Annotated in this window: 22 protein-coding genes; 11 read left to right on the forward strand and 11 right to left on the reverse strand. The window is 53.7% G+C overall.

Annotated elements, in window-relative coordinates:
- Positions 1-25: 25 nt before the first annotated feature.
- A complete protein-coding gene (locus NTE_RS07295) occupies positions 26-1102 on the reverse strand; it encodes a class I SAM-dependent methyltransferase (protein WP_148700422.1) in 1077 nt (358 codons plus the stop codon).
- Between the two features lie 104 nt (positions 1103-1206).
- Here NTE_RS07295 and NTE_RS07300 point away from each other — a divergent pair, with 104 nt between their 5' ends.
- Genes NTE_RS07300 through NTE_RS07315 form a run of 4 tightly spaced genes read left to right on the forward strand, consistent with a single transcriptional unit; the run spans position 1207 to position 4953 of the window.
- On the forward strand, positions 1207-2394 hold the full coding sequence (locus tag NTE_RS07300; RefSeq protein ID WP_148700423.1) for an Nre family DNA repair protein: 1188 nt from the start codon (positions 1207-1209) through the stop codon (positions 2392-2394).
- Between the two features lie 51 nt (positions 2395-2445).
- A complete protein-coding gene (locus NTE_RS07305) occupies positions 2446-2739 on the forward strand; it encodes a hypothetical protein (protein WP_148700424.1) in 294 nt (97 codons plus the stop codon).
- A 41-nt stretch (positions 2740-2780) separates the two neighbouring features.
- The gene (gene proS / locus NTE_RS07310) at positions 2781-4241 is read left to right on the forward strand and encodes a proline--tRNA ligase (protein ID WP_148700425.1); all 1461 of its coding nucleotides are present in this window, start codon (positions 2781-2783) and stop codon (positions 4239-4241) included.
- Positions 4242-4275: 34 nt separating this feature from the next.
- On the forward strand, positions 4276-4953 hold the full coding sequence (locus NTE_RS07315) for a YqaA family protein (protein ID WP_148700426.1): 678 nt from the start codon (positions 4276-4278) through the stop codon (positions 4951-4953).
- Here the strand turns inward: NTE_RS07315 and NTE_RS07320 are convergent.
- Positions 4950-5258, reverse strand: coding sequence for a hypothetical protein (locus NTE_RS07320; RefSeq protein WP_148700427.1), 309 nt, complete (start codon positions 5256-5258; stop codon positions 4950-4952). The two genes, NTE_RS07315 and NTE_RS07320, sit on opposite strands and share 4 nt — an antisense overlap.
- A 91-nt stretch (positions 5259-5349) precedes the next feature.
- Here NTE_RS07320 and NTE_RS16505 point away from each other — a divergent pair, with 91 nt between their 5' ends.
- Positions 5350-5523, forward strand: a complete 174-nt coding sequence (locus NTE_RS16505; protein ID WP_158385245.1) for a hypothetical protein — start codon at positions 5350-5352, stop codon at positions 5521-5523.
- Between the two features lie 30 nt (positions 5524-5553).
- On the opposite strand, the gene NTE_RS07325 is transcribed toward NTE_RS16505, so the two are convergent.
- The 5 genes from NTE_RS07325 to NTE_RS07345 form a co-directional block, all read right to left on the reverse strand.
- Positions 5554-9108: a chromosome segregation SMC family protein gene (locus NTE_RS07325; protein WP_148700428.1), complete on the reverse strand. Its 3555-nt coding sequence runs from the start codon at positions 9106-9108 to the stop codon at positions 5554-5556.
- A 94-nt stretch (positions 9109-9202) separates the two neighbouring features.
- Positions 9203-10291 (reverse strand): inositol-3-phosphate synthase, encoded by a 1089-nt coding sequence (locus NTE_RS07330; RefSeq protein WP_148700429.1) that lies wholly within the window; start codon positions 10289-10291, stop codon positions 9203-9205.
- Between the two features lie 38 nt (positions 10292-10329).
- On the reverse strand, positions 10330-11070 hold the full coding sequence (locus tag NTE_RS07335; RefSeq protein WP_148700430.1) for a GNAT family N-acetyltransferase: 741 nt from the start codon (positions 11068-11070) through the stop codon (positions 10330-10332).
- Entirely contained in the window at positions 11054-12169 is a 1116-nt protein-coding gene (locus NTE_RS07340; RefSeq protein ID WP_158385247.1) for a class I tRNA ligase family protein, read from the reverse strand. The genes NTE_RS07335 and NTE_RS07340 overlap by 17 nt, the downstream gene beginning before the upstream one ends.
- 29 nt (positions 12170-12198) lie before the next feature.
- Positions 12199-13362: a radical SAM protein gene (locus NTE_RS07345; protein WP_148700432.1), complete on the reverse strand. Its 1164-nt coding sequence runs from the start codon at positions 13360-13362 to the stop codon at positions 12199-12201.
- Here NTE_RS07345 and NTE_RS07350 point away from each other — a divergent pair, their 5' ends adjacent.
- Entirely contained in the window at positions 13363-14037 is a 675-nt protein-coding gene (locus tag NTE_RS07350) for a LysE family transporter (protein ID WP_226987230.1), read from the forward strand.
- 30 nt (positions 14038-14067) lie between these two features.
- Here the strand turns inward: NTE_RS07350 and NTE_RS07355 are convergent, their stop codons facing one another.
- From NTE_RS07355 to NTE_RS07365, 3 genes are read right to left on the reverse strand one after another with little or no spacing between them, the layout of a single operon-like run.
- A complete protein-coding gene (locus NTE_RS07355) occupies positions 14068-14376 on the reverse strand; it encodes an AlbA family DNA/RNA-binding protein (RefSeq protein WP_226987231.1) in 309 nt (102 codons plus the stop codon).
- Between the two features lie 53 nt (positions 14377-14429).
- Positions 14430-14681: a hypothetical protein gene (locus NTE_RS07360; protein ID WP_148700433.1), complete on the reverse strand. Its 252-nt coding sequence runs from the start codon at positions 14679-14681 to the stop codon at positions 14430-14432.
- Positions 14682-14717: 36 nt separating this feature from the next.
- Positions 14718-16316 (reverse strand): NHL repeat-containing protein, encoded by a 1599-nt coding sequence (locus NTE_RS07365; protein WP_148700434.1) that lies wholly within the window; start codon positions 16314-16316, stop codon positions 14718-14720.
- A gap of 88 nt (positions 16317-16404) precedes the next feature.
- On the opposite strand from NTE_RS07365, the gene NTE_RS07370 reads away from it, so the two are divergent.
- Entirely contained in the window at positions 16405-17325 is a 921-nt protein-coding gene (locus tag NTE_RS07370) for a DMT family transporter (RefSeq protein ID WP_226987232.1), read from the forward strand.
- On the opposite strand, the gene pth2 is transcribed toward NTE_RS07370, so the two are convergent.
- Positions 17322-17657, reverse strand: a complete 336-nt coding sequence (pth2, locus tag NTE_RS07375; RefSeq protein ID WP_148702079.1) for a peptidyl-tRNA hydrolase Pth2 — start codon at positions 17655-17657, stop codon at positions 17322-17324. The two genes, NTE_RS07370 and pth2, sit on opposite strands and share 4 nt — an antisense overlap.
- A 63-nt stretch (positions 17658-17720) precedes the next feature.
- Between pth2 and NTE_RS07380 the strand changes: the two genes are divergently transcribed.
- From NTE_RS07380 to NTE_RS07395, 4 genes are read left to right on the forward strand one after another with little or no spacing between them, the layout of a single operon-like run.
- Positions 17721-18881 carry a geranylgeranyl reductase family protein gene (locus tag NTE_RS07380; protein WP_193354095.1) on the forward strand — a complete coding sequence of 387 codons (1161 nt, stop codon included), beginning with the start codon at positions 17721-17723 and terminating at the stop codon, positions 18879-18881.
- A 35-nt stretch (positions 18882-18916) separates the two neighbouring features.
- Complete coding sequence (locus NTE_RS07385; RefSeq protein ID WP_148700436.1) at positions 18917-19096, forward strand: zinc finger domain-containing protein; 180 nt, start codon at positions 18917-18919, stop codon at positions 19094-19096.
- Between the two features lie 2 nt (positions 19097-19098).
- Positions 19099-19380 (forward strand): elongation factor 1-beta, encoded by a 282-nt coding sequence (locus NTE_RS07390; RefSeq protein WP_148700437.1) that lies wholly within the window; start codon positions 19099-19101, stop codon positions 19378-19380.
- A 49-nt stretch (positions 19381-19429) separates the two neighbouring features.
- Positions 19430-21625, forward strand: a complete 2196-nt coding sequence (locus NTE_RS07395; protein ID WP_148700438.1) for a CDC48 family AAA ATPase — start codon at positions 19430-19432, stop codon at positions 21623-21625.
- Positions 21626-21647: the final 22 nt, after the last annotated feature.

Raw genomic sequence — 21647 nt, forward strand, 5'->3', positions numbered from 1 at the left:
ACAGCAGGGTGTGGGTCTGTTAACTCTATAAATCCTTCGACATTTTTGTCGTGACGTAATAGTAGTTCAGTATGTCCCCTTCCACCTGCCTGACGTCTATACTTTCAAAGCCCGCCTCTGCCAGCTTTTCTTTTGCTTTTTGCTCGCCCCACACGGTGCCAAGTCCCTCTCCGCCATACGCAAGCGACACTGTCATGCAGTGCATGGTGGAAATCGTGTAGAGCGACGGCGCAAGCGGGTTTTCCATGTTTTCATGCAGGCGGCTTGAAGCGGCAATGTCTTGCATCAAAAAAGTGCCTCCCTTGCGAAGGGCCCTGTGGATGCACTTTAGCACCTTGGCGGGCCTTGCCTGGTCGTGTATCGTGTCAAAAGCGGTTACTAGGTCAAACTTTTCCCGGTCGCCTATCTTGGATGCGTCGACTATTTTGAACTTGGCATTTTTGAGTTTCATCTTTTTTGCTTCTGCCCTTGCCGCACCTATGCCTTCCCTTGAAATGTCATAGCCCCAGAACCTGCTCTTTGGAAAAGCCTTTGCCATAAGGTTGATGGCGTGGCCCGTGCCGCAGCCTACGTCAAGGACGTCTATTCCTGATTTGAGCCTGCCTGTCAGCCCCTGAGCAAGCGGGAGGATGTCGCCTACCAGCCTTGCATCAAAGACGCGGGCAGTCTCTTCTGCCTGGATTTCCTGGAATTTTGGAAACGCCGAATACGGGACGCCTCCTCCCTTTTTAAAGCACTTTACAATGTCGTCCTCGACGTTTCCCATGAGGGCAATGTACTGCGTAAACATGGCAAGGTTGTCAATGCCTGCATCGCGCGTAAGGCACGACGCGTGAGCGGCCGGCAGGCTGTACCTGCCCGTTGAAGGTTCATAGTCGATTATCCTGCCAGTGACCATTGCACCAAGCCATTCCCTGACGTACCTCTCGTTCAGTTTTGCAGCTTTTGCGATCTCGATGCTTGTGGAGGGCGAAAGGCGCGCCATCGCATCAAAGAGCCCTGTCTTGTGGCCCACGCTTGTCATAAGGCACAACATGCCGTCGTTTAGGATCTGCAAGAACCTGCCGCCAAAATCATTATTTTCGTTCTCTTCTTTGCTCATTTTCGTGCGTATATGATATGTGTGTTCGTACTTGCAAAAAAAGTTAACCAAGCTCTACGCAAATAAGCAAGCGCTGCGTCATCTTTTTCTGAACAATAATACACATGTCGTTATCGCCGGCAGAGATAAAGCGCAGACTGGAGCAGAACTGGATCCAGTTCCTTACTGCCAACTCTGCCCGGCTTTCGATGGACACGCTTGATGGCGCCAGCCCGCCGTCCATGTTTGTGGGAAGGTATGGCTATCCGAAGGTGCGAATCGGGCCGATGATACCGCCCGTGCATGGCGACACGACGGTCTATGACAAAACCGAGATGTGGGTGGGCAAGACGCTTGAAGAGATTGCCAATTTGCGCCTGTCCCTTGTGCGCGGGGTGATGAGCGTAAACGTCGGCGACACGTCAGGCCGCTACATCGAAAACCTGCAAGAGCTTGCCATGTCAGAGAGGCCTGCGGAAAGCGAGGCAACATTTGAGAAAAAGCCGCTTGCGGACATGGAGCTTGACCGCGAGCTTCGGCTGAACACGGAAGCGGCGCCCTTTGGGCCTGCCGCGCCTATCAAGACGTTCAAGGCGTCGTCGCTTTCAGCCGACCAGAAAATCGAGTCGGCGTTCTACGACGGCGACCTGCGCGCAAAAGACGCGGTGATGGAGCTTTACAAAAAGGGAATAGAGACAAGCAGGATCCACAGGGTCCTAAGCGTCGGGATGCTTGGGCTGAAAAAGAACCGCAAGCTGGTGCCGACAAGGTGGAGCATAACTGCGACTGACGACATCATCTCTGCAAACGTCGTCAGGCAGAACGAGGCAAACGAAAGCATTGACCTCTTTGAAGTGAGGCAGTATTCGCACCTTGGCAACTATTACTCTGTCATACTGATACCCGACAGCATATGGAGCTTTGAGATGATAGAATCGTGGTACGCCGGCGACGGCAAGATGGCTACCGGCGCCGATTACGAGGATGCGAGGGGCCTTGACCACTACCCTTCAATCGCCGGCGCATACTTTGCAGCGCGGCTTGCAGTCGCCGAACATCTGTCGAAAAGGCGCAGAAAGGCGGCGGCACTCGTACTGCGGGAGATCCATCCAGAGTACGTGATGCCTGTGGGAGTGTGGCAGATACGGGAAGGCGTGCGGGAGGCGCTCAAAACACCTGCAAAGGCGTTTGAAGGTTTTGATGGCGCGCTGGCGTTTGCGTGCTCGACAATGTCGCAATCAAGGGCAGAGATCCTGAGGCACAGCCAGCTGTACCGCAATTTCAGGTCGCAGACAAGGATTACCGATTTTTAATAAACAACAACGCAAAGGGTCATATACTGCCACCACGAAGTCTCGGCGTATATGAGTGACGCTCTTCCAGAAGGCGTAAAGCACCTCGTCCCAATCGTGCCAGTTGAAAAGGCCCCGAAAATTACCGAGCAGGCAAAGGAGGAGCTAAAGAGCGTGGGCATGATGGACGAAAAGGGTAAACTAAAGATCAAAGGCGTCAGCCCCAAGATGTTAAAGCGCATGAAGCAGGAGCAGGTCGCCTGTCCAGTGCTAAAGCAGGATATCGCCTTTGTGCAGTGTTATGTCTGCCGCAACTTCCATAGCAGGATCTCCGGGCAGGTGTACTGCAAGGGCGAGCCTCTCTAGGAAACTTTCATAAACCCTGCCACAACTGATGCACATTCATATTGAGTTCCCAGCCGCCAAAGGAAGCAGTGGGCATCACGGCCAAAAAGAGCGACGATTTCAGCGAATGGTACACGCAGGTGGTGATGAAGGCTGGCCTTGCCGACTATGCGCCAGTCAAGGGCTTTATCGTTCTTCGGCCTTATGGCTATGCCGTCTGGGAGTCAATACGCGACATTCTTGACAGGCGATTCAAAGAAACCGGCCACCAGAACGGCTTTCTTCCCGTGCTGATACCTGAAGGCCTGCTTTCAAAGGAGGAGGACCACTTTGCAGGCTTTACCCCCGAAGTGTTCTGGGTAACGCAAGCCGGCAACAACGACCTTGGAGAAAGGCTTGCCCTGCGCCCCACCTCTGAAACACTGGCGTACTCGATATTTGCAAAGTGGATAACAAGCTACCGCGATCTTCCACTAAAGATCAATTTCTGGAACACTGCCCTTCGCGCCGAAATAAAGGCGACCAAGCCGTTCATACGCACGTCAGAGTTTCTCTGGCAGGAAGGCCACACCGTGCACGCAACCGAGGACGACGCCGAGCAGGAAGTGATGTCGATACTTTCCATCTATCGCGAGCTTATCGAGGATCATCTTGCCGTTCCTGCGGTCCGTGGCTTTAAAAGCGACAAGGAAAAGTTTGTCGGCGCAAAATACACGACAACGCTTGAAGGCATGATGGCCGACGGCAAGGCGCTCCAGATGGGAACGTCGCACCACCTCGCCCAGAACTTTTCAAAACCGTTTGAGATAAAGTACCTCGGCAAGGACACAAAGGAGCACCTTGCATGGCAAACTTCGTGGGGAGTCTCGTGGCGCCTCATCGGGGCGATAATCATGGTGCACGGCGACGACAAAGGCCTGATACTGCCGCCCAAGATTGCGCCAATACAGGTTGTTATCGTGCCTATACACAAGGACAAGGACGCGCAGGCAGTCAAGGAAAAGGCAAACGAAATAGCGCAAGAGCTGAAGAATGCTGGAATCCGCGTGCACGTTGACGACCGCGACGAGTACACGTCCGGCTGGAAGTTCAACGAGTGGGAGCTAAAGGGCGTGCCGCTCCGCATCAACATTGGTGCTAGAGACATTGAAAAGGGGCAGGTCGAGTTTGCCAGGCGCGATATTCGTGACAACAAAATCCAGTCGCCGCGTACGAGCCTTGTCGACAAGACAAACGAGCTTTTAGAAGAGGTGCAAAAGAGCCTCTTTTCCAAGGCAAAAGCACTCCTTGACGGCTACATTTCAAGCCCGGCAAGCTACCCTGAATTTCGGTCAATAATCGAGGGCAAGGGTGGCTTTGCTCGTGCAGGCTGGTGCGGAGACCAAAAATGCGAGCTGGCCGTAAAAGAGGAGACAGGGGCCGACATTCGCGTCATCCCATTTGACCAGGACGGCATGCCTGAAAAATGCATCTACTGCGGGCAGGCTGCCAAGAAGGTCGCCATGTTTGGAAGGGCATACTAATTATTAAGGGATAGAGCGCGAGAGCTAGTTACGCTTGGTCGACATCACAGACCTATTGTTCCCGCTCGATGGCGAACTGGGATACCTCGGTATCTTTCTGGTAAGCTTTGTCGGGAGCATCATCGTGTTCGTGCCTGTTCCATACTTTCCGATAATCCTTGCGGCCGCGCTCAGCGACAAGTTTGACCCTCACATGATAGCCATAGTGAGCGCGCTTGGCACTGTCATAGCCAAGACCATCATATTTTTTGCCAGCTATTACGGCCGTAAAATGCTCAGCCAGCAGACGCAAAAGCGTATGCTTCCCTTGCAGAGGCTTGTAAGCAAGTACGGGTGGCCGGGAGCCTTTGTAGCTGCCGCAACTCCTGTACCTGATGACATCGTCTACATACCCCTTGGCCTTGCGCGGTACAGCCCGTGGAAGTTTGCGCTTTCTACGTTTGCGGGCAAGGTGGTGATGAACGAAGCAATAGTGTGGAGCACGGTCTTTCTTGGCCGGCCGCTTGTGCAGGATGTCGTGTCAGGCACGGACAACACGACGCTTGCAATAATCACGGTGGCAAGCATTGCGGCCATGGGCCTGATAATCTACTACTCGCTCAAGATAGACTGGGGAAAACTCATCGGCAGGTGGTTCCCCTGGGCCGTCAAGGAAGATGATGAAGAAGAAAAGGAAAAGACCAAAGATGGCGCTGAAAAGAAGAAGGACTAGCCAGCCAGGTTTTTTCTGTCGGAACTGACGCCGCGCTTTAGCTCAATTTCCACATAGTCTTCTTCCATGCCTGCGACGCAGTCAGTGACTACCGCCTTGACTGTCTGGAAGTGAATCTTGCCTGCGGGTGCCTTGCCTGCCTTTTGCATGGACGCAAGCTTGTGCTCAAGGCCGTCCTTGTGGTCGTCGCACACCACTGCGACCATGTACTCGCCGTCGTGGGACTTTATGGAAACAACGTAGGATGGCGGCAGGCGGCATTCGGTCCCGTCGACCTTGACGGAGCAAGACTCTGGGAGGAGCACGCAATTTGTGGGGCTAACTGGATATAAAATCCGTTCGCGGGAAGAAATTTGGTTTATAAAACGGTGGCTCTACTTGCCGGTGTAATAAAACATGGGTAGCCGAAGAAGAAAGGCCGCAGCCCGGCCGATGAGCAGGGCCCGCATGACAGACGGCAAGTGCCCCAAGTGCACAACGATCGTCAAGTTCAAGGTTTCCGGCGACGTGGGCAAGGAAATCTACGAGTGCACGTCATGCATGTCCAAGTTCTCAATAGATGAGCTCTAGTTCTCGTAGAATCGCAACACACGTTTTTTCCTAGTTGCCCTCAGCGGTGCTGCTGTTGATCTGGGCAAGCGGCACCTGTCCGGGGTTTCTGTATTTCACTACCTGCGACACGCCCTGCCTTGGATAGACGCCATAGATGAGTGTCGCCTTTGCCACCGTCGAGTCTTTGAGAGTCACCATGATTATCTGGTTGTCCTTTGAGCGCTCTACTAGGATCTTTGACAGCCTGTCAGTGTTCTGCGCGTCAAGGTGCGCGTCAACCTCGTCCATAAGATAGAACGGCGACGGCTTTAACGACTGGAGCGCAAGCAGGAACACTGTCGCGGCGATTGTTTTCTCGCCGCCGGAAAGCGCGGTCGACTCCCTTGCGATCTTGCCTGGAAACGCCACCAGGAGCATCACGCCGCCGGCAAACACATCTTCCGGGTTTTCAAGCTCCAGCCTTGCGTTTCCACCCGTTAATTTTGAAAATGTTGTGCGTATGTCGCCGTCAACCTTGCCAAACGCATCCATGAACATCTCTTTCTTCTCCTTCACTATCTGTTCTATGAACGAGACAATAGAGTTGCGCTCGCTTTCAAGCTGGTTGCGCCGGGTGGACATGCCCCTGTAGCCTTCCATCACCTGCACGTACGACTCGTCGGCGCGCAGGTTTATCCTAGATTTTACCTGCTCGTACTCGTCTGACAGCTCTTTTATTCCGCCCTCTACGTCCATCGGGTCAAGCAGGTTCTTGTAGCCTAGCCACACAAGGTCGTTTACGAGGCGAGATTCCTGCGCTGTCAGGTCGGAAACGTCCTTGCGCAAGAGCGCGGACTCTCGCTCGATGATGTTGTGCTCTTTTGACACCTTGCGCTCTTCTTCTGAGAGCCCCTTTATCTTGCGCTCGTACTCCTGCAGGACAGAATAGGCGTTGCCGGAAGAATCGATTATCTGCTGTTCTTGGTCTCTGAGGGCCTTTAGTTCTGTCTCTAGCGCCTGCGCCTTGCTTTGCATCTCCTCCACCTGCTTTTTGCGCTGGTCAAGCTCTGCAGTCAGTCGCTCCTTTTCCTCGTCCATCTGTACAAGCTCGCGCTGGTCAAATTCCAGCCTGCTTTCAATCCCGCCAAGCGAGCTTGAGATCTGGCTCAGCTCAATGTTTGCGCTGTCGGCCTGCTTCACTATCTGGTTGCGCTCGACGTTTATCTCTGCAAGCTGCGCCTTTGCGTTTGACTCGTCGATTCCCTGCAGGCGCACAGACAGCCTGTCAACGGCGGGCAAAATTAGCGTCAGCCTGCGCCTGTATTTTTCAAGCTCTGCTTCCAGTATTTGTGCTTCGTGCGCAAGCGTCTGTCCCTGCACCTGCATCTCCTGCATCGTTTTTTCCTTGCCTGCAATTGACGCCGATTCTTGGGCAAGACGGGTTTCGTTGCTTGAGATCTGGATCTCTAGCCTTATCTTCTCTGACTCGGCCGATGCAATGCGCTCTGCAGCCTCGCGCAGCTGCGCGTTCTTTTTCTCTACAACCTTTGACAGCTTGCCAAGCATGTCCCGAAGCGACTCGACCGAATCGCCGAGTATGATGGCTTTTGTCAGGTCAGAGATCTTTGATCCAAAGTCAAGCGCCATCGAGCCCCCTGCCGGCTCGAACAACTCGCCTTCTACCGACACGGCCCTAAAGCCCTGCCTTGCAAGCATGTACGCCGCAGACGAGTTCTTGACCACGATAGAATCTGAAAACAAAAACTCTGGCAGTGCTTCATACTCGCAATACACAAAGTCTGATACGCGCCCGACCACGTTCGTGTCGCCTCGGAATTCCTCCGTACGCTTGGACTTGTAACGGGCGACGACGTCAAGTGGGATTATGCGAAGGCGTGGAAGCTTTTTCTCCTTTGCGTACGCGGCTATTGCTATCATGGACTTGACATCCTCTACTACAAACGCCTTCATCCACTCCGTGCCTGCCGCAAGGACCGCCCGCTCGTAGCCCTTGTCCCACCTTATCAGGTCGTGGACGATTCCCTTGATGCCAAATTTCTCGCTGTACTTGGAAAGCTCTGCGATCGCAAAGTCCTCGTTCATGGCGTGCTTGGCCACGCTTGCCCGCTCCTCAAACTTGGTCGCCATCGTGTCTGCCTTTGAGAGTATGGCGGCAGAGCCGGCAAGCTCGCGCTCTAGCGCAATCTTGGTTTCTGCAAGCGTACTAATGGTGTTTATCGTTTCTTGAAGGCGCGATTTGTCAGATTCCAGCGACTTTTGCAGCTCTGCTATCCTTGCTTTTGCAGAATCAACTTCTGATGCAAGCGACGCAAGGGCAGAGTCGCCGGCGTCTTTTTTGTACGCGTTGGTCTTGAGCTTTTCCTCGACCCTTGTCGCCGACACCTCGATTGAATTTTTGAGCGACGAAATGCGCTTTAGTCTGCCTTCCAGCTTTTGCCGCAAGCCTGTATAGCGCGAAATCACTGCCGAGACTTCTTCGACTTGCGCGTTTATCTGGTCCAGCCTTGCGCGCAGGGCGGCAAGTGCTTCCTTTTTCTGGGCTACCGAAGCCTGCAGCCTATCTGCGTCTGCCTTCATACCCTCTGCCCGCTGGACAATTGCCTGCTTGCCTCCTTCTATCTGAGGCAGCCTCCTCTCAATGTCGGAAATCCTGCGCTGCGACTCGCCAAGCATTGCCTTGGTGCGCTCCGAGTCGTGGACTATGGAAGCTGTCTTGCTGGCAAGCTGCGCCTTGGCCTTGTTTGCCGCGTCCACCTCTTCCATGAACTTGGCCTTTTCAGTCTCAAGCCCTTCAATTTCCTGCCTTAATTCATCCAGATGCTTTGTCAGCTGCGCCGAGCGCTGGTTGTTGCCGTCCAGTATCTGGGTGCTGGTGGCAAGCTTGCTCCTGACGACCCTGATGTTGTTTGAGAGCTGCACCGCCTTGAACCGCTTTAATTCAGAGCCTATCTGCTCGTAGCGCAGCTGGTCGTTGCGCTCTGCCTCTAGCTCGTCTATGCGCTTTCGGATCTCTCCCATCCTTGCAAACGCGACTTCAAGGCGCCTGTCGGCCTCGTCAAGCTGCTTTAGCGCCTCTGCTTTTTTCTCGTCAAAATACGATAGACCGACAATGTCCTCGATTATCTTGCGTCTCTCTTCAGAGTTCAGTTCAGAAATCCTAGTTATCATGCCTTGCTGGACGATGTTGAGCTTGTTTGGCGCCGAAAGCACCACTTCAAGCAGTTCCATTATAGCAGTCTTGGACACCTTTTTTCCGTTGAGCAGGTATTGCGATTCGCCGCTCTGGCCTTCCATCTCTCTAGTCAGAGTGACCGTGTCCTCGTCCATCGGGATGCCCCTGTCCGTGTTGTCAAACGTGACACTGACGCGTATCAGCCTGTGGCCGGGGTTGTTGGCGTCGTGGAACAGCGACTGGAATTTGTCGACCCTCATGGCCTTGGGGCTGTTCTCGCCTATGGCAAACATGATTGCGTCAAGGATGTTGCTCTTGCCAGAGCCATTTGGGCCCGTGATGGCGACCAGCCCCTTCTCAAACTGCACGATAGTGTTGCGAAATCCAAACGACTTGAACCCGTACACCTCGAGCTTTTTGATGTGGACCAAGTGGGTTCTGGGATGAGATTTTACGCAGGGCTAATTATCTGTGCTGGCGCTCATTTGCGCTTCCTTTTAGTCAAGTATTTTTAATCAGAGCTAGTTAGCGTTCCCGCTTGCCCTCGACGAATTCGAGGAAATTGGCCTTTGCTACAGAGTACGGCATCTGGACAGGTGGGTGCTTGAAGCAGTAGGCCGAGATGCTGTCAAGCGGGCCGGATATCCCCCGGTCTATTGCTATCTTGGCGCACCTTGCCGCATCTATCATGACGCCGGCCGAGTTGTAGGCGTCTACCACCTTCAGCTTCAGGTCAAGTTCCACCGGGATCCCGCCAAAGTACTGGCCCTTTATCGAGATGTAGCATATCTTGTCGTTTTCCAGGAACCCCACAAAGTCAGACGGGCCGATTCGCATGGGGACCTCGTACGGGGCCATCGCTGCCACTGCTGACGTCTTGCTTATCCTCTTGTCTTCGAGGCGCTCTTCGTCAAGCATGTTGTAAAAGTCCATGTCGCCTCCGATGTTCAATTGATAAGTTTCATTTACTTTGACACCCCTGTCAACAAACAGCTTGACAAGCGTCTTGTGGACCACTGTTGCGCCAAGCTGGCTCATGACGTCGTCGCCGGCGCACGCAAGGCCTCGCCCTGCAAAGGCGTCCTGCCACTTGGGCGTAGACGCTATAAACACCGGTATTGCGTTTACAAATGCGCACCCTGCGTCAAGGCACGCTTCTGCATAGTATTGCGTGCCGCGCCTGCTTCCGACAGGCAGATAGTTGAGCAGCATCTCTGCGCCCGTGTCCTTTAACACCTGCACCACGTTTGCCGCCGGGCCGTCTGCTACTTTGATCTTTTGCGCAAGGTGCCTGCCGATGCCGTCGTGGACCTCGCCCTTTTGCACCTTGACGTCCATCTTGTCCATCTCTTTTATGATGCGGATGGTGTTGTTCGGCTTGGCAAATATCGCCTCGGAAAGGTCCTTTCCTACCTTGCTTGCGTTGACGTCAAAGGCCGCGACAAACTCGATGTCTGACGGCTCCAGCCCTCCAAGGTTATAAGCTGTCAGGCCTATCCAGTCGCTCTCTTGTTTCTTGGCGTCTGGGTTTTCGCGGTAATAGCGGGTGCCTTGGACTAGAGCAGAAGCGCAATTGCCGATCCCGGCAACGGCGACCTTGACCTTTCTACGCATCTTGTCTCTATCTGCATTAGAATCTGCTTAATATATCTTCAAGTTATTCTCGGGACAGCGCAAATCGTCTTTGTGTAGGCTGTTTCAAACCCTGAGCTTTTGTACAAGCCAAGCAGGTTTTCGCTTCCAAGCGTCTGCAAGAACAAGAGCGTGCCTTGCTTTTCAGCAAGTGCCCTGGCAAAATTCAGAATCGACTTGGCGACGCCCTTGCTCCTCTGCGCTGGAACGGTGCCAAGGCAGTATAGGCCAGTCATGCTGTTGTTTTTTGTTGTAAAGAGCGCCCCACACCCTGCTGGCATGTTATTTTCATTATTGTATGCCCGCAAGAGCTCTAGTTTCTTTGCATTGGATGTTATAATGCGCGCAACTTCGTCTTTCCATTCTGGAACTGAAAACGACCTGCAAAAGACGTCTATCCATATCGCAACTTCTGATGGCTTGCATGCTGCTGTTATCTTTATTCTCCTGCTATCGCGGGGCTCCCCTGCCTTCTTTTTTGCCGCTCTTAACACGTACATAGTGTCTACCATACGCAGCCTTGGTGGTGGCTGCGACCTGAAATAAAGGTGGCAGTCGATGCCTGCGTCCCAGAACACCTGTGCCACCTGCTCGTACGGGACATTACAATTTTCGACTGTTGCCCTGTTGAAAAAATAGTCGCCTTCAAGCTTTGGGTTGACAAGTGCAGTGGCGCACTTGATCTCTATTTTCTTTGACCACAGCGAACAGAACGCCCATTCGTTTTCCTCCATTAACCTGTAATCAGTATCTGAGGCCAAGGATCTCTGCCATCTCCCTGGTGCCTGCGCCTGCACGCGCGGCTTCAAGCATCACCCTCATCGCGCCCTGCGTGTCAAAATCGTCATCCATCTTTTGCATGAATTTCTTCATGTGCGCCGGCTTGCATTTCTTGTCTGCTGCACTTGATATAATGTCATCAAGCTCTGCATATTTGGCTAGCCTGTTTTCTGCAAAGTCAAGCCGCTCTCTATAATGTGTAGAATAGAGGTAAAGCCGCACTGCATTTGCACTGTGGTCTTGCAGCAGCCTTTTGATGGCAACGGCGTTGCCAAGCGACTTGCTCATCTTTTTTCCCTTGACGTACACAAGGCCGACGTGCGTCCATAACTTTACCGGCTCTTTTTCGGACGTTATCGCGCTCATTTGCGCAAGGTGCGATTCGTGGTGCGGGTACACCAGCTCGTCAGCGCCACCGTGCATGTCGTATGCGCCGCCAAAGCTGGCCACCGCGACCGACGTGTCTTGCATGTGCCACCACGGTATGCCACTTCCAAGCACCCTGTCGGAAAAGCTGATCCCAAAATCATCGTTTGTACTCCACAGCAGGATGTCAAGCGGCGACTTTTTGCCCGGCGCAATGTCAAGCCGGCAGTCTGCAAGCTCTTTGTCCGTCATCTTTGACAGCCTGCCAAAGCCTGCGCTCTTGGCATCAAGGTAGACGTTTCCGCTTGCGATGTACGCCTTGCCCTCGTCAAGCAATCGCCTTGCAAGCGCCTGCGCGGTGTGCACGTGGTCTGACACCCGCGCAAAAGCAAAGCCGTCGATGCCAAGCGCCGCGGCGTCGTACAAGAGCTCGCTAATGTAATATGTGGCAAGCTCTTTTGGCGCCATGCCTTCTGCCTTGGCCCTTGCAAAAATCTTGGGATCGATATCCGTGATGTTTACGATGACTCTGGTTTCTGCACCTAAAAAGCGCAGATAGCGCGTGACAGCGTCGTAAAACAAGAGCATCCTTGCGTGGCCCACGTGCGAATAGTCGTACACGGTCGGCCCGCAGAGAAATATTCTTGCTGCGGCGGCAGCGCTTCCTGGAACAAAGTCCTTCTTTTTTGCCGCCAGCGTGTCATAGACTTTCAAGTGTCCGGTAGCGCCTGCCAAAAGGGCTCTTAGACGGCCTCTGCAAGCTCTGGGCGCTCCTGGCTTATTATCTTGCCAAGGCCGCGCATATAGTTTCTTGCAAACGTCGACACGGGTTGCGAGGAATACCAGATGCAGCCGAGCACCTCGCAGTCGTGGCACGTCCTTGCAATGTCCCACTGCGGCGCGCTCCATATCTCGTCCACCGAGTGCTCAAGGAGACTGTACGTGTTTTCTGGGCTGTTGAACTTCCAGCATGGGACCATCACCGTTCCGTCGCCGTTTACAAAGATGCTCTTCCATACGCCGCATTCGTCAAACAGCCCGCGGCCGTGCTCAAGTATCTGCTGGAAATACTCCTGCGGGATCATGACTGGCAAACCTCCTGCTTTTTGCTGCTTGCCCATGTAGTCGAGTATGCTTTCGCACACCTTGTTCATTGTCTGTCTGTCCGGCAAAAGCGAATAGTCTACGTCTGACCTGTCCTCGACAAACGTGAACGAGACTGCGCTTGCGCCAAGCTCCTTTGCCCTGTCAAAATACGTCTGGTCAATGAACTCTTCTGTGTTGTATTTCGTGATGACGCTGTTGAGGTAGTGCGGGACCTTGTGCTCCGTCAAAAGGCGCAGGTTGTCCATCACCCTGCGGTACATGTGCGGGTTGACGCCGCGCACCTTGCAGTACGGTTCCTCATAAGTAGAATCAATGCTGCACGTGACAAACTGGATGTGCTTTTTCAGCTCGTCAAGGTCGATTGTGTGCAAAAGCGAGCAGTTGGAGATGAGCGTAATGGGCATTTTCAGTCCGTGCAGGTATTTCACAAGCTCCATAAAGTCCGGCCTGCTCGTGGGCTCGCCTCCCTCCACTATGGCCCATACGCAGTATTTTGACACCTTGTCAAAGACCGCCTTCCATTGCTCGGTAGTCAGGTCCCTGCGCTTTGCAGTCGCTATTTGGCCTTCCTTGTCTGCGTCTCCAAAGGGGCACATGGGGCAGTAAAAGTTGCAGTAATGGGTCATGCTGAATACTGCGATCAGAGGGCGCCTCCTGCCGACTGCCCTGTTTGCGGACCACTTGCCAAGCAGCTTTAGCGTCCTTATGGTGTCTACTCCTCCCATTGTGATATTTTTTGTAAAATGCCCGGAGTATTTCTGCCTTGTTATGCCGTACGCAAAGGCTAACAGAGAGGGCATGTGCTACGCATATGGCACATGGATGTCCTTGCCTTTGGCGCAGAGGTAGTCGCAGTATCGGCCTCGGGAGTGCTTGCACCCGGACCGCTGTTTGTTGCAAACATGATGTACGGGACAAGACAGGGCGCGCTTTCTGGAATCAAGGTCGCGCACGGACACGCGGTTGTCGAAATCGTGGTGATCGCCGTAATTGCGGCAGGGCTCTTTTCCGCCTCGGCTTTTATCGCAGACTATGCAAGCGTGATAGCAATAATCGGTGGCGTGTCAATAATTGGCTTTGCCATCCTGCAAATAGTCGGCATCATAACTACTGCAAGAAAAAGTAAACAGGAAAGAAAGACCGAGACTGTAAGAAGGAAGAATGGGCCGTTTGCCGCCGGCGTCATGTTTTCCGCCCTCAATCCATTCTTTCTTGTCTGGTGGCTCACAGTCGGCCTGAAACTGGTATCTGATTCGGCTGCCTTTGGAGCTGTGGCGGGCCCTGCGCTATTGTTTGGTATGCACGTGTGGATGGACTATGTGTGGCTTGCCGCTACTGCGTACCTTGCGTCAAAAGGAAGTTCCGTTCTAAAGTCAAAATACTACCGGGTCTTGATGCTTGTGCTGGCCGGCCTTTTGCTGTATTATGGCGTCCAGTTTTTGATAAACGGGGTAATGATGATAATAATAAAGTAGTAAAATAATTAATAATAAAATATTATTTTATTACTTTGTACGCGAGATGGGCACGTCTATCGTGGACACGTTTCTCATCTTGCCGTCCTCAGACGTCACCTGCTCAGAGCCGAGCTTTATTGGGCCAATCTTGTAGCCGATGGTGTCCATCCTCTTGACAATTATCTGCGCCACGTCTACAGCCCGGGTGATGCTCTTGCCCCTGGCCTTTATGACAACCGTCGGTTCGTTGGCCAGCTGCACCAGCGTGGCGGTAACGTAGGTCATCAATGGCTTTTTGCCGATAAAAATCTCGTTAGATGCCTTTGGCGGTCTGGTTGTATTGGTGCTGGTAGACAAGGTGCACAATATTGGGCAAGGTAGAATATAATGTTTGTCGAGCAATGATCTGCTCAGATCCCTGCGTGTTTCTTGAGGATGTTTTCAATGTCGCCTGGATTCTTGGTTATTTCTTTCACCGCTTCTGGGTTCTCTACTTCGTAGCAGTGCAAAAGCCCAAGCTCGTCTTTGTAAAACAGGTAGACCTTGTCTTCAAAGACACAGTGATAGAGCTTTTCCTGCTCCATCCTCTCCGTCTTGATCTTGATGCCGTCTTCGTTAATGACAACTGGGTAGTCATCATCACTACTGTTGTTGTCTGGCACGACAAGTGTCAGTTGGGACAAGCCGTATTTATTCAATTACACGACGTCTACCCTGACTGCTTTGAGCACGGACACTTCGTCATTTTGCGCGCCAAGCATCAGAGTATATTGTCCGGGGGCAAGGTCGCCTGCAGGGGTGAACACGAACGACACCTGCTTTGAGCTATTTGCCGGAATGGATATGTTCTGCTCGCTGAAAATGCCCGTGGAGTTGCCAAGAGCACCGTTGAGGGTGAACGTGCCAGATGCAACTGCGCTGCCGTTGAATGCGCCCTGCGCGTTGACGTTGACTTTGATTTCTGCGCTGTCGCCTCTCTTTACGGTTACCTCGTCGTTGGGTATGGACACCGTGAACGGGACTTGAGCATCCGTCTTTACGGTGCCTATCTTGTTCTCGCTCCATTCTGTGAACCATACCTGGCCCTGTGGGCCCACTGACATTTGGAGCGCGTTTGCAATCCCGCATGAGCTGGCGTTGTCGGGACAGTTGGCCCACAGCTTGTTCTGGCTTGGGATCCAGTATTCTGTGAGCATCTTTGTGTTTTTGTCAAATACGCTAATCTTGTTGCCTTCGTGCTGGTTGAACCATATTCTGCCGTCAGGCGCAGTCGCGATCCAGTATGGAAGCGTATATGCGCTTGGAGGCATCGTGCCGCCAAAGATCTTTGGCGATGCGACAGAAGTTGTATATTCTGTCACCTTGCCGTCACTCGGATCTAGCATAAAGAATATGCTGGTGCCGTGGTCTGTGCCCCACAGGTTGCCGTCCTTGTCAACGGTCATGCCTACTGGCGACGTGAGCTCTTGTGGTAGGTTGTACAAGGATGTCTGGTTCTTTTCAACATCGTACTTGTAGATTACGCCTTTTAGCTGGAATGCAAGGACCGACGTCCACACGACGTTGCGTTCCCTGTCAACCGTCACGGAGCCCGAGCTGATGCGGAAATTATCAATGCCCGCAAAGGCGTCAAGCGGAAGCTTGATCTCTGTAAATCCTTCTGCCGTTCCGGGCTTCATCTTGGAAAGGTCACCAAAAAACAGGGACTTTGACCTTACGCCTACGAGGTAAATATTACCATCAGAGTCAAAGTCAAACGAAATCGGGTCTGTAGCCGGCGTTTTGAACATGTCAAACGTGCCTGAAGTTGTGTTAAAGCGCCATAAAAGCTCGTTATTGTCTGTAAACCAGACGTTGCCCTTTGAGTCGGTCTTGGTCGCCCATGACATGTTAAATTCGATTGGATTGTCGCGCACCGGCCACTGGGGCACCTGGTACTGTGCGAATTTGTTGTCAGCAAGGCTATAACTGCCAAGTATGCCCTGCTTTGTAGAGACGTACCACACGCGACCATCGTTGTCGACAGAAAGTGAAAGCGGCATCTGGCATTCCGATGGGAGCACCTTTTCTGCTACGTAGGTATTGGAATTGGCCTTGGGGTCCGGGCCGCAAAATTGTGCTTTGAATTTTGCTATCGAGTCCGCCTGCGACGAAGACATCGACTGCTGCCCTCCCGATGGGGTCCCGCCTGCAAGAAAGGTTGCAGAAACACCTGCAACGGCCACTATGCCAATGATGGCGTAGATAATGATCTTCTTGTTTGATGACGGAGGAGGGGAAGACCTCTTGCCTGACAACGCGGAAAAAACACGCTTGTCCCAATATATCTCTTGTCTGCGCCCACGCAGGTAGGGCTAAAATATGAGGCGTGCGTATCTTGAACCCTTGACTGCGCCCGAACAGGCTTCTCCGGCAGGGACACAGAAGAAACAGCAAGGATACCTGGGCTACCTGTCGGTATTGATAGCCTCGGCGCTCTTTGGCTCTGTGTTTGCAGTCACCAAGGTGCCGCTTGCAAGCATCGACCCGCTTGCGCTTTCCGCGGTTATCTATGTGATCGCAGGGCTGACGCTTGTGCCCTTTGCCAAGGCATCATTCCGCCTGCAAAGGCGAGAGGCGCGCTACATGATTGCCATTACCGCGTTTGGGGCGGTAGCTGCACCCGTCCTTCTTTTGCACGGTCTTCAGATGACCGAGGCATCCGACGCCTCAATCCTGGCAAACGGCGAGGTGCTGTTTACCGTAATCCTGTCGTCGCTGTTCTTTGGGGAAAGGCCGCATGGCAAGCTTGGACTTGCCGCAGTCGCGCTTGTCATTGTGGGGTTGTTCATGGCCACAACTGACATGAAGTTCTCCTCCGGCACGATAATCGAACTCAACGCCGGCAACCTGATGATCCTTGCGTCCATGTTCTTCTGGGCCATTGACAACAATTTCAGCAGAAAGCTGACGACGTTTTCTGACATCAGCCCTGCCAAGATGGCCATGATAAAGTCGCTTGCAGGTGGGCTGGTGCTCCTTGGCGTGACTGCCGCTGCGGGCAAGTGGGGCGCGCTTGGAAACATTAGCGCGCAGCTGTGGCTCATAATAATCACGCTGTCTGCATCAGGCTTTGGAGGCGCCCTCTTGTTCTTCCTTGCCGGCATCAAAAGGATAGGCACGATAAAGACAATGGCCGTGTTTTCGATGACTCCGATATTTGGAATAGTGATAGCGGCAGCCGCGCTTGGCGAGTCAATAAGCGTGTTTCAGGCCATCGCCACCGGTCTGATAATCATTGGAATCCTCATAGTCAGCAGGCGCTAGAGCAGTTTCAATCGCTCTGTGACCTTGTCGACAAGGTCCGCCGGCGCAGGGCCAATCCCGACGCACGTTGCCGTGCCCGGCGGCACCTGCGTGAGGCCGCTGTCCTGCACGAGCACCACTGGAAGTTTCAGGCTTTCGGCGTGGTTTTTGACGTCTATGAGCTCCTCAAAGCTCTGCACCTTTACGACCACCTTGGCCTGCCCTCCCTCAAACCAAGAGTCGAACCAGTCCGGCTTTTTCTGCTTGGTGCGCTCGGCAGCCATCACCGCGGCGTGCGCCACCTGCGCGGCTATCTTGCCCGTGCCCATGCCAAGGTCCCTTCTTATCACCATCACCTGCTTGAAATCCAAGACTCCATAGTTTAATTAAGAGAGCGAGAAATACCTTGCTGGCCGTTGTCTCACTTTGACGTAATTGTAGCCGGCGGGAGCATTTCCGGACTGATGGCCGCAAGGGAGGCGGCAAAGGCCTGTGCCACCGTCGCAGTTCTTGAAGAGGACGCCGAGATAGGCACACCGGAACACTGTGGCGGGCTTGTAAGCATGGAGGGCATGAAAAACCTCGGGATAGTGCCTGATGCAAGCGCAGTCGAAAACAGCAGGATAAGGCGCGCCAGGATCCTTTCACCCTCTAACGGCTTTGAGCTGTCTGCAGAGAAGCAAAAGGTGGTGGTGCTTGACAGGCGCGCCCTTGACAAGCAGGTGGCGCTTCAGGCGCAGAGGGCCAGCGCAGACATCCGGGTAAAGTGCTCGGTGCGCTCTTTTAATAAAGATGGCACACGATATATTGTAAAAACGTCAGAGGGTGACTTTACGTGTGACTATTTCGTTGACGCAAGGGGCGTCGCCTCGATAATAAACAAAAACCGCGACGGCGTGCTCTCGTCGGCGCAGTACGAGGTGTTTGCGCCCTGGATAAAGCGCGACGCAATTGAAGTCGCGTTTGACAGCGAGAGATATCCCGGCTTTTTTGCGTGGGTGATACCAACAGGCGACGGCAGGGGCAAGGTGGGCGTCGCCGGCAAGGGCATAAACGCTGCAAGCGCATTAAAGTCGTACATGGATGCAAAAGGCCCGTATTCTGTCGTGCGCAAGGTGTACGCGCCGATATGGGTCATGGGCCCGATTGCAAGCTTTGTGTCTGGCCGCACTGTTGTCGTGGGAGACGCGGCAGGGCAGACCAAGCCTACCACCGCCGGCGGAATATACACCTGCGGCACGGGCGGGCTCTTGGCAGGAAGAAGCATCGCAAAAGCGATTGCTGCCGGGAAAAAAGATGACAGCATATTGGATGAGTACCAGAAGGGGTGGTCTGCGATGTTTGGTGAGGAATTTTCCAAGATGCTCGTTGCAAGGCGCCTGCTGGAAAGGCTTGACAACAAGGCGCTTGATGAACTGTTTTCTGCAATACCAAAGGACAAGCTGGAAGACGCATCGTCAACGGGCGACTTTGACTTTCACACGGCCGCCCTTGCCAAGATGCTGGACGTAAAAAGCGCAGGCAGGATGGCAAAAGCGCTCCTTGGCAACGAAATCCGCCGGCTGGTCGACGGCTAGATAGATATAAATTCGGATTCGCTCACTTGACCGTCATGTCAAAGCAACTGTCGTTGCCGGTCTGCACCTCATGCAGCAGGCCAATAATGCCTAACGATGAATGCGTAAAATTCTACTGCCCAAACTGTGGCTATGTCCTTATGTGGCGCTGCGAATCCTGCCGCGAGTTTGCAAGGCCCTACAAGTGCGTGGGCTGCGGTTTTGAGGGTCCATAGACATGGCGCGCCTAGTGGCAAGGATAAAGGTCCTTCCAGCTGACGCTGACATCAGCATAGACAAAATCGTGGAGGGGCTCAAAGGCAACATCCCGCAGGGGATGGAACTCAAAGGCCACGCCAAGGAACCGATAGCGTTTGGCCTGAACGCAGTCGTCGGCGACTTTATGCTGGATGACGCGGAGGGGCAGATGGACAAGCTCGAAGAAGCCATCCGCAGCGTGCAGGGCGTCGGCGAGATTGAAGTGATGAACATCAGCCGTGCGTCGGTCAAGATGAAGTAGTAAAAGTAATGATGATGTTATTCTCAAAAACGCCGGAGGCTTGTACAGGTTGAAGAAGGCCAAGGCAGGTAGCGATGAATCTCCACAGGTGCAGCTGCGCGTAGCTGAGGCCAAGCACCGCGACGTGGGCAAGTGCAGGGCCAGATTGGACCCGCACTACATGGAGCAGATTGGCGTCCAGCCCGGCGAGGTGATAGAGATAACCGGCAAGCGTGCGACTGCTGTCACCGCGTGGCCTGCAGACGATGAAGAACAGGACACCGACATTATCCGCATCGACGGGCAGACCCGGAAAAACGCCGGCGTCGGCTTGAACGATCTTTTGAATGTACGAAAGGCAGAGAGCAAGGCTGCAAAGAGCATAACGCTGATGCCTATAGGCGACAGCAACATTACGGTAGACAAAGAGTTCTGCGAGTTTGTAAAGGGCCGGCTCAAGGGCTTTCCGATGAGCGAGGGCGACGAGATTTCAGTCGTCATTCTCGGCAACTCGATGGACTTTAAGGTACAAAAGATATCGCCAAAGGCCATAGTCCGCGTCGAGCGCTCGACAAAGCTTGCCATAATGGCCGAGACTGCGCAGGACCGCAAGCCCCGCGTCACCTACGAGGAGATTGGCGGCATGAAGGAGCAGATAAAGCGCCTGCGCGAGATTGTTGAACTGCCGATGCGCCACCCAGAGGTCTTTGCCCGGCTCGGCATAGAGCCGCATAGCGGCATCCTCATGTACGGGCCGCCAGGAACTGGCAAGACACTCATCGCCAAGGCGCTGGCGTCAGAGTCAGAGGCCAACTTTTTCATAATAAACGGCCCGGAGATCATGAACAAGTACTATGGCGAGACAGAAGCGCGCCTGCGCGACATATTCAAGGAAGCCAAGGAATCCTCGCCTTCCATCATATTCATCGACGAGATTGACGCAATCGCGCCTAAGAGGGAAGAGGCGTTTGGCGACGTGGAAAAGCGCGTCGTCGCGCAGCTCCTTGCGCTCATGGACGGCATGCAAGAGCGCGGCCAGGTCATAGTCCTTGGAGCCACAAACCGCCCAGAAAGCCTTGACCCCGCGCTGAGGCGCCCCGGCAGGTTCGACAGGGAGATAGAGATAGGCGTGCCAAACGCAGAAGGCCGCCTAGAGATATTGCAGATACATACAAGGGGGATGCCGCTTGACGACGACATCAACCTGCAAGAGCTTGCGTCAGAATTGCACGGCTACACGGGCGCCGACATCAAGGCGCTCTGCAGGGAAGCCGCAATGAAGGCTCTCAGGCGCTACCTTCCAGAGATAGACCTTGAAGGCGACAAGATATCGCCGGAGGTGCTTGAGCAGATGGTGATAACCACAAAGGACTTTCGCGACGGCATCAAGGAGATCGTGCCCACTGCCATGAGAGAGTTTTACGTCGAAGTGGCAAGGGTCAAGTGGACCGAGGTGGGCGGCCTGTACGACGCCAAGAGGGTGCTGCATGACAACCTCATCACCTCGATAAAAGAGCCAGAGAGCTTTTCCAAGATGGGAATAAAACCGCCAAAGGGCGCACTGCTCTACGGCCCGTCCGGCACTGGCAAGACGCTCATCGCCAAGGCGCTTGCCACGGAGAGCAACGCCAACATCATAATAGTCAGGGGACCTGAAGTCCTTTCAAAGTGGGTCGGCGAGTCGGAAAAGGCAATACGCGAGATATTCCGAAAAGCCAAGACGTCTTCGCCCTGCATCGTGGTGTTTGACGAGCTGGACTCGCTTGCAAGGCCGCGCGGCCAGAGCGAGGACGGCGCCGGAAACGAGCGCGTGGTCAGCCAGATACTGACAGAGATGGACGACGCAGGCAACTCGGGCGTGATAATCGTCGGAATCACCAACAGGCCTGACCTCATTGACCCGTCGCTCCTTCGGCCCGGCAGGCTGGACCTCATCGTCTACATTGGCCAGCCAGACGAAAAGGCAAGGTTTGAGATATTAAAGATAATAACGCAGCCGATGCCTCTTGAAAGTGACGTAGATCTGGCAAGCATTGCGCAGACAACCCGGAATTTCAGCGGGGCGGACCTCTTTGCGCTCTGCCGCGAGGCGGCGGTAAGTGCCATGCAGAGAAAATCGCCCACAATATCAAATACCGACTTTGCTCAGGCCCTCAGGGCGGCAAGGCCGTCCATAACCAAGGAGGTGGAGGAATGGTACGAGTCGATGAAAAAGAGCCTCACCTACGCCATGCCAAAGCCAATAGACAAGAGCTTTTACGGCTGATTAAACCAGTAAAAACATAGCT

Source organism: Candidatus Nitrososphaera evergladensis SR1 (assembly GCF_000730285.1).
GTDB lineage: Archaea > Thermoproteota > Nitrososphaeria > Nitrososphaerales > Nitrososphaeraceae > Nitrososphaera > Nitrososphaera evergladensis.

Bases quoted from the DNA above. Each gene is read 5' to 3' on its own strand.
- NTE_RS07345 (WP_148700432.1), bottom strand. From the start codon at position 13,362: ATGCCCTCTCTGTTAGCCTTTGCGTACGGCATAACAAGGCAGAAATAC.
- NTE_RS07305 (WP_148700424.1), top strand. From the start codon at position 2,446: ATGAGTGACGCTCTTCCAGAAGGCGTAAAGCACCTCGTCCCAATCGTG.
- NTE_RS07330 (WP_148700429.1), bottom strand. From the start codon at position 10,291: ATGCGTAGAAAGGTCAAGGTCGCCGTTGCCGGGATCGGCAATTGCGCT.
- NTE_RS07295 (WP_148700422.1), bottom strand. From the start codon at position 1,102: ATGAGCAAAGAAGAGAACGAAAATAATGATTTTGGCGGCAGGTTCTTG.
- NTE_RS16505 (WP_158385245.1), top strand. From the start codon at position 5,350: ATGGGTAGCCGAAGAAGAAAGGCCGCAGCCCGGCCGATGAGCAGGGCC.
- NTE_RS07385 (WP_148700436.1), top strand. From the start codon at position 18,917: ATGTCAAAGCAACTGTCGTTGCCGGTCTGCACCTCATGCAGCAGGCCA.
- NTE_RS07390 (WP_148700437.1), top strand. From the start codon at position 19,099: ATGGCGCGCCTAGTGGCAAGGATAAAGGTCCTTCCAGCTGACGCTGAC.
- pth2 (WP_148702079.1), bottom strand. From the start codon at position 17,657: ATGGTGATAAGAAGGGACCTTGGCATGGGCACGGGCAAGATAGCCGCG.
- NTE_RS07300 (WP_148700423.1), top strand. From the start codon at position 1,207: ATGTCGTTATCGCCGGCAGAGATAAAGCGCAGACTGGAGCAGAACTGG.